At 68.5% G+C, this 10,180-nt stretch carries 11 protein-coding genes, 1 tRNA gene and 1 pseudogene; 7 read left to right on the top strand and 6 right to left on the bottom strand.

What is annotated here, in order from left to right; translation table 11 throughout:
• Positions 1–193 (top strand): transposase (locus tag HCC78_RS21110; protein WP_172330777.1); only part of this gene is annotated, 193 nt, incomplete at its 5' end.
• A gap of 26 nt (positions 194–219) precedes the next feature.
• On the opposite strand, the pseudogene HCC78_RS33880 reads toward HCC78_RS21110, so the two are convergent.
• A pseudogene (locus HCC78_RS33880) lies at positions 220–487 on the bottom strand (transposase); the annotation flags it as partial.
• A gap of 190 nt (positions 488–677) precedes the next feature.
• Between HCC78_RS33880 and HCC78_RS21100 the strand changes: the two are divergent.
• Complete coding sequence (locus HCC78_RS21100) at positions 678–1,598, top strand: glycine--tRNA ligase subunit alpha (protein ID WP_172330775.1); 921 nt, start codon at positions 678–680, stop codon at positions 1,596–1,598.
• 229 nt (positions 1,599–1,827) lie between these two features.
• Here HCC78_RS21100 and HCC78_RS21095 read toward each other — a convergent pair whose 3' ends face one another.
• Both HCC78_RS21095 and HCC78_RS21090 read right to left on the bottom strand, forming a co-directional pair.
• Positions 1,828–2,448, bottom strand: a complete 621-nt coding sequence (locus HCC78_RS21095; RefSeq protein WP_172330774.1) for a class I SAM-dependent methyltransferase — start codon at positions 2,446–2,448, stop codon at positions 1,828–1,830.
• Positions 2,445–3,089, bottom strand: a complete 645-nt coding sequence (locus HCC78_RS21090) for a MarC family protein (RefSeq protein WP_172330773.1) — start codon at positions 3,087–3,089, stop codon at positions 2,445–2,447. The genes HCC78_RS21095 and HCC78_RS21090 overlap by 4 nt, the downstream gene beginning before the upstream one ends.
• 229 nt (positions 3,090–3,318) lie before the next feature.
• On the opposite strand from HCC78_RS21090, the gene HCC78_RS21085 reads away from it, so the two are divergent.
• The gene (locus HCC78_RS21085) at positions 3,319–3,945 is read left to right on the top strand and encodes a LysE family translocator (protein ID WP_172330772.1); all 627 of its coding nucleotides are present in this window, start codon (positions 3,319–3,321) and stop codon (positions 3,943–3,945) included.
• A gap of 49 nt (positions 3,946–3,994) precedes the next feature.
• Here HCC78_RS21085 and tyrS read toward each other — a convergent pair whose 3' ends face one another.
• Positions 3,995–5,272 (bottom strand): tyrosine--tRNA ligase, encoded by a 1,278-nt coding sequence (gene tyrS / locus HCC78_RS21080; protein WP_172330771.1) that lies wholly within the window; start codon positions 5,270–5,272, stop codon positions 3,995–3,997.
• Positions 5,273–5,314: 42 nt separating this feature from the next.
• Between tyrS and HCC78_RS21075 the strand changes: the two genes are divergently transcribed.
• Both HCC78_RS21075 and HCC78_RS21070 read left to right on the top strand, forming a co-directional pair.
• Positions 5,315–6,433 carry an anhydro-N-acetylmuramic acid kinase gene (locus HCC78_RS21075; RefSeq protein WP_172330770.1) on the top strand — a complete coding sequence of 373 codons (1,119 nt, stop codon included), beginning with the start codon at positions 5,315–5,317 and terminating at the stop codon, positions 6,431–6,433.
• Between the two features lie 89 nt (positions 6,434–6,522).
• Positions 6,523–6,598 (top strand) — tRNA-Lys (locus HCC78_RS21070).
• Positions 6,599–7,015: 417 nt separating this feature from the next.
• Here HCC78_RS21070 and HCC78_RS21065 read toward each other — a convergent pair.
• Both HCC78_RS21065 and cbiB read right to left on the bottom strand, forming a co-directional pair.
• Positions 7,016–8,179 carry a lytic murein transglycosylase gene (locus tag HCC78_RS21065; RefSeq protein WP_172330769.1) on the bottom strand — a complete coding sequence of 388 codons (1,164 nt, stop codon included), beginning with the start codon at positions 8,177–8,179 and terminating at the stop codon, positions 7,016–7,018.
• A gap of 54 nt (positions 8,180–8,233) precedes the next feature.
• Positions 8,234–9,169 (bottom strand): adenosylcobinamide-phosphate synthase CbiB, encoded by a 936-nt coding sequence (gene cbiB, locus HCC78_RS21060; protein ID WP_172330768.1) that lies wholly within the window; start codon positions 9,167–9,169, stop codon positions 8,234–8,236.
• Between the two features lie 335 nt (positions 9,170–9,504).
• On the opposite strand from cbiB, the gene HCC78_RS21055 reads away from it, so the two are divergent.
• Positions 9,505–9,864: a hypothetical protein gene (locus HCC78_RS21055; protein WP_172330767.1), complete on the top strand. Its 360-nt coding sequence runs from the start codon at positions 9,505–9,507 to the stop codon at positions 9,862–9,864.
• 82 nt (positions 9,865–9,946) lie between these two features.
• The gene (locus tag HCC78_RS21050) at positions 9,947–10,174 is read left to right on the top strand and encodes a DUF6732 family protein (protein ID WP_172330766.1); all 228 of its coding nucleotides are present in this window, start codon (positions 9,947–9,949) and stop codon (positions 10,172–10,174) included.
• The last annotated feature ends 6 nt before the right edge of the window (positions 10,175–10,180 follow it).

Raw genomic sequence — 10,180 nt, 5'->3', positions numbered from 1 at the left:
GCGCGCCTGCATTCCGGGCCGGAAGCAACGCAAAACCCAAGTCAAACACGACAAGCGCCGCTGCAAACGACGCAAGCGTATCGAGATCATGTTCGGCAGGCTTAAAGACTGGAGGCGCGTAGCGACCAGATACGACAGATGCCCCAGGACATTCTTCCCTGCCATCACTCCCCCCGCGATCGTCATCTACTGACCATGAGTCCTGACCCTAGAGGCTTCCGACAAAAAATCCCGTTCCACGACCAGCTGCCCAATCTTGGCGTGCAGCCTCTCGACCTCGGCGGCCGATATCGTCGGATCGGCTGTCGCCTGAGCGCCGAAGGCCGACTCCATGTTGTCAATCGCCGTCCGTTTCCACCCGCTGATTGATCATGGTGGGGTGGACAGCGTACCTTTTAGCCAGCTCGGCCGTCGTCAGTTCCTCGCGGATGGCCTCGAAGGCCACGTTCGCTTTGAACTCCGCTGAATAGCGTTTTCGTTTCGTCATCTCGGGTCAGTCTTCGTCAGGCGCTACAGCTTAACACCTGGTCCGAAATCCCGCGACCACCTCTATCGTTCAAGTTTGGCCAAGCTCGCCGCCCCGGCAGCGCGGTGTCAAGCGCTGGCGGCCCTTCCGGCTGGATTGACCGCGGGCCGCGCTTTGCCTACACCGCCTGCGACGAGAAAAGAGGCCCGCCATGACCGACCGCCCCACCTGCTTCCAGGATATCCTGATGCGCCTCCAGGCCTATTGGGCGCGCCAGGGCTGCGCCGTGCTGCAGCCCTATGACATGGAGGTCGGTGCGGGCACCTTCCATCCGGCGACCACGCTGCGGGCGCTCGGCTCGAAGCCCTGGGCGGCGGCCTATGTGCAGCCGTCGCGGCGGCCGACCGACGGGCGCTACGGCGAGAACCCGAACCGGCTGCAGCACTATTATCAGTATCAGGTGCTCATCAAGCCGTCGCCCGCGAACCTGCAGGAGCTGTACCTCGGCTCTCTGGAAGCCATCGGCATCGAGATGGATCTGCACGATATCCGCTTTGTCGAGGACGACTGGGAGAGCCCGACCCTGGGCGCCTGGGGGCTTGGCTGGGAGGTCTGGTGCGACGGCATGGAAGTCAGCCAGTTCACCTATTTCCAGCAGGTCGGCGGCCATGACTGCAAGCCGGTCTCGGGCGAGCTGACCTACGGGCTGGAGCGCCTCGCCATGTACGTGCTGAACATCGACCACGTGATGGACATGCCGTTCAACGATCCGCAATCGCCGCAGCCGCTGACCTATGGCGACGTGTTCCGCCAGACCGAAGGCGAATACAGCCGGTTCAACTTCGATCAGGCCGACACCGAGAAGCTGCTGCAGCATTTCGAGGATGCCGAGGCCGAGTGCCAGTCGATCCTTGCCGCGCCATATGACGATCCCAAGACCGGCAAGCGCATCGTGATGGCGCATCCGGCCTATGACCAGTGCATAAAGGCCAGCCACCTGTTCAACCTGCTCGACGCGCGCGGCGTGATCTCGGTCACCGAGCGGCAGGCCTATATCGGCCGGGTGCGGGCGCTGGCCAAGATGTGCGCCGACGCCTTCGTGCAGACCGAGGCGGGCGGTTTCGCGGGCTGACCTGGCCGCTGTCTGCAGGCGGGGCGGCGGGTCGCCTCGGGCGCCGTCTGCTCGCCGGGCATCCGCCGCGATGCGGAGTGCGGCAGGGCATTGCCGTCGTGGCTTGGAGGGGGACAGGCTCCCGGCCGGCCTGATGCGGACGGGACCGTGCGCGGAATGGCTGCCGATGGGCGGGTCCGGGGCCGCATCAAGTGCAGGGCCGTCCCGTCTCTCCTGAGCGTGGCAGCGGTCAGGCCGCTCCAGGGCGGCGTGCGATGTCGAACCAGGCGGCCATGCGGCCGGGATGCCAGCTTTCGACGGGCTCCAGCCCGGCGGCTTCGAGCCAGCCGAGATAGGTGTCGCGGCCGAAGACCGAGATCGGCGGGAAGACCCCTATCATCGCGAAGACCGGCGCCAGCTTCCGCGCGATGACAGAGTTGTCCGCCACGCAGGTGGTCGAGGTGACCAGCACCCCGCCGGGCTTCACCAGCGAGGCCAGATGCGCCACCGCCGCGTCCGGATGGGGCAGGACATGGAACAGGTTCAGCGCCAGAACCGCGTCGTACTCGCCCGACAGCTCGTCCCACCAGGCGGTCCGGAAGGCGACATTGACGATCCCGGCAGCCGCGCGCTTTCGCTCCGCGATCTCGATCATGTTCGGCGAGAAATCCGTGGCCTCGACATGGGAGACATGGGGCGCATGGGCGAGCGCGGTCGATCCGGTGCCGCAGCCGGCCTCCAGCAGATGCGAGTCCGCCGACAGGTATTTTCGCGTGCGGCGCAGCTTCTCGCGGTAGGCGGCCTCGTCGCGCACCGGCGTGGCGGCATAGCGCTTGGCCAGCTTGTTCCAGAACTTGAGGGGGTCCCTCACGACGCCGCCCCGGCCAGTCCGGGCAGAAGCGACCGTAGCCCGGCGGCGATCATGCTGACGGCGATGGCGGCCAGGATCATGCCCATCAGGCGGGACATGATCGCCCGCGCGGTCTGGCCCAGCAGCGCGCCAAGCGGCCCGGCGAAGAGCAGAACGGTGCACAGAAGCGCCAGCACCGCGGCCAGAACCCCGGCATAGAGCGCGATGTCGAGCGGGGTCTTCACCTGCCCGGAGAACACGATCAGCGTGGTGATCGTGCCCGGCCCGACGATGATCGGGAAGGTGAGCGGATAGAAGGCCAGTTCCTTGGCGCGGGCGAAGCCGTCCTGTTCATCCTCGCTGCCGTGATGGGTGCTGCTTTCCTCGCCATGCAGCATGTTGAGCGCGATCAGCAGCAGCACGAGCCCGCCGGCCACGCGGAAATCGTCGACCGAAATGCCGAAGAGCCGCAGGATCGGCGACCCGGCGAGCGCTGTTGCGGCGCACATCACCGCGGAATAGAGCCCCAGCCGCAGCGCGACCGAGCGGCGCAGGCTCTTGGTGAAGCCGTCGGTCAGCCCGAGAAACACCGGCAGGTTCACGAAGGGATTCATGATCGCGAATAGCGCGCCGAAAAACTTGATTGCAGAAATGTGGTCCATGCCCCGATCCCTTCGCCGGCCCCATTCCTGCGGGTCCGGGGGCTTCCGGTCAACGGGCGGACTGTCGCTGCGCCGGGTTTCGCGGCGGCGCCTTGCCGCCCGCGCGGGAGGCCGGCTACCCGTTCCCTCCGCGTCGGCAGGATTTCAGGCGGGCCGGGGGCAGTTTCCGCTCGACCGGCGGCCGTCCCGCGGCAAGTCTGGCGGCAGACCCCGCCGACCGGAGCCCGCCATGACATCCGACTTCCTCCAGCTGCTTCTGCCGGTCTACGGCACCTACCTGATCGCGGCTGCGAGTCCGGGGCCGAGCAACATGGCGATCATCGGCACGGCCATGACCCAGGGCCGGGCGGCCGCGATGGTGCTGGTCCTCGGCGTGATGACCGGCAGCATGGCCTGGGCGGCGCTGGCCGCCTGCGGGATCTCGACGGTCCTTGCCGCACATCCCGGGGCGCTGCATGCCGTGCGGATCGGCGGCGGGCTCTACCTGCTCTGGCTGGCGCGCAAATCGGCGTTGGCCGCGCTGGCGCCGGGGGAGATGCGGATGGCGGCGGCCCCGGAGCCGCGGCGCGCGCTCTACCGCAAGGGCCTGCTCCTGCACCTGGCGAATCCCAAATCGGTGCTCGGCTGGGCGGCCATCCTGTCGCTGGGCCTGCGGCCGGAGGCGCCGCCCCATGCGCTGCAGGCGATGGTGGGCGGCTGCGCCCTGCTGGGGCTGGCCGTCTTTTCAGGATATGCGGCGGCATTCTCGGCCCCGCCGATGGCGCGGGCCTATGCCCGGGCGCGGCGCTGGATCGAAGGCGGCCTGGCGGCGGTCTTCGGCTATGGCGGGCTGCGCCTGCTTCTGGCCCGCGGCTGAGCCGCCGCGGGGGACGGGCGGAGCCCTGCGGCCCCGCCCTGGGACAGCATCAGACCGCGAGGGTCACCAGCGCGTGGCGCTTCTTGCCGGCCGAGAGCTTGACCGGGGCCGACAGCGCGGCCGCGTCGAGCATCAGCCCGGCATCGGTCAGCGGCTCGTCGTTCAGCCGCGCGCCGTTGTCGGTGATCAGGCGCTTGGCCTCCTTGCCGGATTTCGCCAGCCCGGTGCGCACGATCAGCTGCACGATCGAGATGCCGCCGCCGACCTCCTCGGCCGACAGTTCCAGCGTCGGCAGGTCGTCGCCGACGCCGCCCTTCTCGAACACCTCGCGCGCGGTGGCCTCGGCCGCCGCCGCCGCCTCGGCGCCGTGCAGCAGCGTCGTCACCTCGTTGGCGAGGATGATCTTGCCCTCGTTGATCTCGGACCCGGCCAGCGCGCCCAGGCGGTCGCATTCGTCGACCGGCAGCTCGGTATAGAGCTTCAGGAAGCGGCCGACATCGGCATCGGTCGTGTTGCGCCAGAACTGCCAGAATTCGTAGGGCGACAGCATCTCGCCGTTCAGCCAGACCGCGCCGCCCGCGGACTTGCCCATCTTGCGCCCGTCCGAGGTGGTCAGCAGCGGCGAGGTCAGGCCGTAGATCTCGCGGTCGAGAACGCGGCGGGTCAGGTCGATGCCGTTGACGATGTTGCCCCACTGGTCGGACCCGCCCATCTGCAGCACGCAGCCGTAGCGGCGGTTCAGCTCCAGGAAGTCGTAGGCCTGCAGGATCATGTAGTTGAATTCGAGGAACGACAGCGACTGCTCGCGGTCGAGGCGCGATTTCACCGACTCGAAGCTCAGCATGCGGTTGACCGAGAAATGGCGGCCGATGTCGCGCAGGAAGTCGAGGTAGTTCAGGCTGTCCAGCCACTCGGCATTGTTGCGCATCAGCGCCTTGTTGCCGCCAGAGGCGACCGGGGTGCCCGCCTTGTCGTTGTACTCCAGGTAGCGCGCGAAGACCTTCTGCATGCCGCGGATGTTCGCCTCGATCTGCTCGGGGCCCAGGAGCGGCCGCTCGTCGGAGCGGAAGGACGGATCGCCCACCTTGGTGGTGCCGCCGCCCATCAGGGTCAGCGGGCGGTGCCCGGTCTTCTGCAGCCAGCGCAGCATCATGATGTTCAGCAGGTGGCCGACATGCAGCGAGGCTGCCGTTGCGTCATATCCGATATAGGCGGTGACCACTCCCTTGGTCAGCGCGTCGTCAAGCCCCTGCAGGTCGGTGCAGTCCGCCATGTAGCCGCGCGACTGCATGACATTGAGAAACTCGGATCTGGGAGTATAGGTCATCGTTGTCGCCCTTTTTCGGATGGGCGGGGTATAGGGGGTTCGATGGAAGAGGAAAAGGCCTCTGGCGCGGTGCGGGCGCTCGGCACGATGTCGGGGACATCGCTGGACGGGGTCGATGCTGCGGTGCTGGTCACGGACGGCGTGGAGATCCGCGGATTCGGGCAGACCGGGTACCGCGCCTACGGCGCGAACGAGGCGGCCGTGCTGCGCGCGGCGCTGGGGCGCTGGCCCGGCGAAGAGGGCGTGGAGTCGGCGGCGGAGCTGGTGACGGCGGCGCATGTCGACCTGCTCAGGACATTTGCCGATGCGGAGCTGATCGGATTCCACGGCCAGACCTTCGCGCACGAGCCGCGCGGGCGGGGCACCCACCAGGCCGGGGACGGACAGGCGATTGCCGATGCCACCGGGCGGCCGGTGGTCTGGGATTTCCGTTCGGCCGATATCCGCGCGGGCGGGGAGGGCGCGCCGCTGGCGCCGGTCTTCCACTGGGCGCTGGCGCGCTGGATCAAGGCGGAGGCGCCGGTTGCCTTCCTCAATCTCGGCGGCGTCGGCAATCTCACCTGGGTGAATCCGGCGGCGGAGGATCCCTTCGCGCCGGGCGCGCTGCTGGCGTTCGACACCGGGCCCGCCAATGCGCCGGTCAACGACCTGGTGGAACGGCGGCTGGGCTGGACGCAGGACCGCGGCGGCGCGCTTGCGGCCTCGGGCCGGGCGCATGTCAACACGGTGGTCGACATGCTGGCGCACCGCTTCTTCCAGCGGCCGCCGCCGAAGAGCCTCGACCGCGACGCCTTCCCGGATCTCGCCGAGCGGGTGATGGGGATGAGCGATGCCGATGCCGCCGCCACGCTGGTCCGGTTCGTCGCCGAGTCGGTGGCGGCCGGGATGGTCTGGTGCCCGTCCGTACCGGCGCAGCTGCTGGTGACCGGTGGCGGGCGCCACAACGCGGCGATGATGGCGGCTCTGGCGGAGCTCCTGCCCTGCGAGGTGGTGCCGGTGGAGGCAGTCGGGCTCGACGGCGACATGCTGGAGGCGCAGGCCTTCGCCTATCTGGCGGTGCGCGCGCTGCACGGCCTGCCGCTGTCGGGGCCGGGCACGACCGGTGCGCCGGAGCCGGTTCCGGGCGGGCGCATTTCCTGGCCTGGCACGCCGGAGGGCTGACGTTGCGCAAGCTTCGGGGATTTTTCGCAGAACCGTCATGAACCCGCTTGACGGGGCCGGCAGGCATCCTTAGAGAGCCCGGACACAGTGGGCCGTTAGCTCAGTTGGTAGAGCAACTGACTTTTAATCAGTGGGTCACAGGTTCGAATCCTGTACGGCTCACCACTGTATTCCCAGAAGAAAACAGCGATGCATCCCCCTCGGGGGTGCGGCCGCCGGTGGCAGCTGCCGCTGGTCCGGCAGGCGGACTGCCGGACCTGGGCCGCGTTTCCGCGGCAAGGCGCCAAATGCCGGTGCCTGTCCGCTGCCCATGGGCAATGGGATCTCTGCCCTTCCACAAGCCCGTCGGCATGCGGAGTCGGCGGCGGGCGGGGCCAATCCATGCATTTTCTGCCGGCAGCAGCGTCGAACGGCATGCCCGGCAGGATCGCGTGCGGCTGCCTGCACTCCGGGTTCCGGTTTCCGCCGCAGGCGCGGCGCCGGCCGATGTGCCGCGCAGGTCGGTACGCTTGCAGCGGCTGGCGCCACGCGGTCATCCGCCGTTGCGCCCGTCATCCTCCCGGGGCTGCCGCCGCAACTGGCTCAGAGCCGGTTCAGCAGGTCGCGCGTCGGCCATGCATCCGCCGGCAAGCCCAGCCGGATCTGCTCCTTCTGCACCGCCTCGCGGGTCTTCTCGCCGAGGATGCCGTCAATGCCGCCGACATCGTGGCCGCGCGCGGCAAGCTTCTTCTGCAGGGCCACCATCTCGTTGCCGGAGAGCGGCGGCGAGGGGTTTCCGGCGGCGAAGACCGGCGCGCCCTCCAGACGGGTGGCGAAATAGGCCGCGGTGGTCACGTAGACGAAGCTCTGGTTCCATTCGAATAGCACGCGGAAATTCGGATAGGCGAGGAAGGCCGGTCCGTTGCGTCCCTCGGGCAGCAGCAGCGAGGCCGGGAGCCCGGCGAGGTCGCCCTGGCGCGGCTTCACGCCCATCCTGGCCCAGTCGCGGGTGGAAAGCTGGTGGTCGAGCCCGGACTTGGACCAGTCGAGGTTCGACGGCACGGTGACCTCCTGCAGCCATGGCTCGTTCGGCCGCCAGCCCAGCGAGCGCAGCATCTTCGCACCGGAATGGAGCGCATCCACCGAGGAGCCCTTCAGGTCAACATGGCCGTTGCCGTCGCCGTCGACGCCGTTTTCCAGGATGTCGGCGGGCAGCATCTGCACCTGGCCGATCTCGCCCGCCCAGGCGCCGGTGGTGCGGACGGGGTCGAAATCGCCGCGCTCGTACAGCGTCAGCGCGGCGAAGGCCTGCGGGCGGAACAGCTCGGGGCGGCGGCAGTCATGAGCCAGCGTCAGCAGCGCGTTGAGCGTGTTGAAGTCGCCCTGCACCTGGCCGTAATCGGTTTCCAGCGCCCAGAAGGCCAGAAGGATGCCCTTGGGCACGCCGTATTGCCGCTGGATCGAAGCGAAGGTGGAGGCGTATTTCTGCGCGTTGCGCTGGCCGTTCTGCATGCGGTTGGCGCTGATCACCCGCCGCGCGAAATCGGTGAAGTTCATCCGGAAGATGCCCTGCGCGCGGTCGGCATTCAGCACCTTCTGATCCTGGCGCGCATTGGCGAGGAAGCGGTCGACATTGGCGGCGGAATGCCCGCGGGCGACGGCCTCCTGCTTGAAGCCTGAAAGGAACGAGGAAAAGCTGCCGCCGCACTGGGCCTGGGCGGTTCCGGCCGCGAGCACGAGGCATAGGGAAGAGAGGGCGTGGCGCATGGGAGGCTCCTGGATCCGGCTCTGCCCCCGTCTACCATGCGGCGGCCGGGGGCGTCACCGGATAGCTGGGGCGATTGCCGCGATGAGCAAGGCCAGGCCGAGCAGCGCCGCCCAGACGCGCCAGAGCAGCCCGACCGAGGCGTCGATTTCCGCGGCGCCGATCTCGCGCTTGCCCTCCGGATTCACGTAGGGATAGTCGCGCATCACCCCGTCATAGCTGCGCGGTCCCGAGAGCGCGATGCCGAGCGCCCGGGAGGCGGCGGCCTCGGGCCAGCCGGCATTGGGCGAGCGGTGGCGCCGCGCCTCGGCAATGATCGCGCCCGCCGCGCCCCAGAGCGACCAGAGCGCGGCGATGATCAGCGCGGTCAGCCGCGCCGGGACGAGGTTGACGAGATCGTCGAAGCGCGCGGCGGCCCAGCCGAAGGCCTCGTGGCGGGGCGTGCGGTAGCCGATCATGCTGTCGGCGGTGTTCACGGCCTTGTAGGCGAGGATGCCCGGCAGGCCGAGCAGCAGGTACCAGAAGGCGGGGGCGACGACGCCGTCCGAGAGGTTCTCCGCCGCGCTCTCGATCGCGCCGCGGCCGATGGCGGAGGCATCCATGTCGCGCGTGTCGCGGCCGACGATCATCGCCACGGCCTGCCGTCCCTCGGGGAGCCCCTGCCGCAGCGCGGCGGCAACCGCAGCGACATGCTGGCAGAGGCTCTTCTGCGCCAGCAGCACCGCGGCGCAGAGCACCGACCAGACCGGCCCGAGGGGCAGGGCCTCGATCGCCAGTCCGAGCCCGAAGGCGCCGGTGACGAGGACGAGGAGCGCGGCCACCCCCTTGATCCGGCGGGCGCTGCCGCGGTTCCAGCCGCGGTCGAGCGCGGACACGGCCCGGCCCATCAGCACGGCCGGATGGGGCAGGCGGCGCCAGAGGAAGTCGGGTTCACCGAGCAGGGCGTCAATTATCAGCGCTGCAGCAAGGCAGGCGGCGTGAGTCGTTATCATGCCTACATGATCCGGCGTGGCTTCGGGTCGGGCTGCGTGATCGGCTGCCCGGACCCCGCTGTCCAGCCGATTCGCTGCGCCCCGTCGAGTGGGGTATTCCGGAGAAGAACTGGTTTTTGGTTCCAAATCGACTCATGCTGCAGGCGCATTATGATCCGCGCCAGGGTGCCGCAGTGCAGAAAAAATGTCGGATCCAAAGGGCTTCCGTTAACGTAAACTTGGATAATTTAAGATTTTGGTAATTCTTTCGGCGGCATCTGGAAGCTGGGGGATAAGGGTCCGAAGGTCTTCGCCGACGGCTTGAAGGCATGGAAGAAAGAGGAGCGGGAAACTGGATGCACGTCCTCATCGTGGAAAGCGACACCGAGCTGGGCCGGGTATGGCGGCGCCACCTGGAACGCACCGGCAAGGAGGTCACGCTGGTCCACAGCCAGGAGCAGGCAGTGGACGAGTTGAACCGCCGCAGCTTCTCGATTCTCGTGCTCGACGCCCTGCTCGAAGAGGGCAGCCCCTTCGCGGTGGCCGATGTTGCCGGCTACCGCTGGCCGGACATGAAGGTGGTCTTCGTCACCCGGCAGAGCTTCTTTTCCGACGGCTCGATCTTCCGCCATGCCAGCAATGCCTGTGCCATGCTGAGCCATGACACGCTGCCAGAGGATCTCGACGCGGTGCTGGATCACTACGGCACCTCCTGAGCGGCGGCTGCGGCCGGGAAAGCGATTGAAGCCCCCTTGCCGCTGGCCTAGTGTCGCGGCGCAGCAAGGTGAGGTTCTCCCCATGACACGCATCCTGACTGGCGCCGCTTTCGTCCTGGCGCCCGGCGCCGCTCTGGCCCATCCCGGGCATCTGGCCGATCTGGCGGGGCACAACCACTGGGTGGCCGGTGCCGCGGTCGGCGCGGCGATCCTGGTCGGCCTCTGGGCCGGGCTGAAGGGCCGCGGCCGCAAGGAAGAGGCCGAGACCGAGGAGCAGGACGGCGCCCAGCCCGAGGCCGACGCCGCCTGACCGGCT

The sequence above is a fragment of the Mangrovicoccus sp. HB161399 genome (assembly GCF_013184745.1).
Classification (GTDB): Bacteria; Pseudomonadota; Alphaproteobacteria; order Rhodobacterales; family Rhodobacteraceae; genus Mangrovicoccus.
This window is presented reverse-complemented; position numbering and strand designations above follow the sequence as displayed.

Coding starts and splice junctions, on each gene's coding strand:
- HCC78_RS21100 (WP_172330775.1), top strand. CDS start 678: ATGACCGACCGCCCCACCTGCTTCCAGGATATCCTGATGCGCCTCCAG.
- HCC78_RS21090 (WP_172330773.1), bottom strand. CDS start 3,089: ATGGACCACATTTCTGCAATCAAGTTTTTCGGCGCGCTATTCGCGATC.
- HCC78_RS21085 (WP_172330772.1), top strand. CDS start 3,319: ATGACATCCGACTTCCTCCAGCTGCTTCTGCCGGTCTACGGCACCTAC.
- tyrS (WP_172330771.1), bottom strand. CDS start 5,272: ATGACCTATACTCCCAGATCCGAGTTTCTCAATGTCATGCAGTCGCGC.
- HCC78_RS21075 (WP_172330770.1), top strand. CDS start 5,315: ATGGAAGAGGAAAAGGCCTCTGGCGCGGTGCGGGCGCTCGGCACGATG.
- HCC78_RS21065 (WP_172330769.1), bottom strand. CDS start 8,179: ATGCGCCACGCCCTCTCTTCCCTATGCCTCGTGCTCGCGGCCGGAACC.
- cbiB (WP_172330768.1), bottom strand. CDS start 9,169: ATGATAACGACTCACGCCGCCTGCCTTGCTGCAGCGCTGATAATTGAC.
- HCC78_RS21055 (WP_172330767.1), top strand. CDS start 9,505: ATGCACGTCCTCATCGTGGAAAGCGACACCGAGCTGGGCCGGGTATGG.
- HCC78_RS21050 (WP_172330766.1), top strand. CDS start 9,947: ATGACACGCATCCTGACTGGCGCCGCTTTCGTCCTGGCGCCCGGCGCC.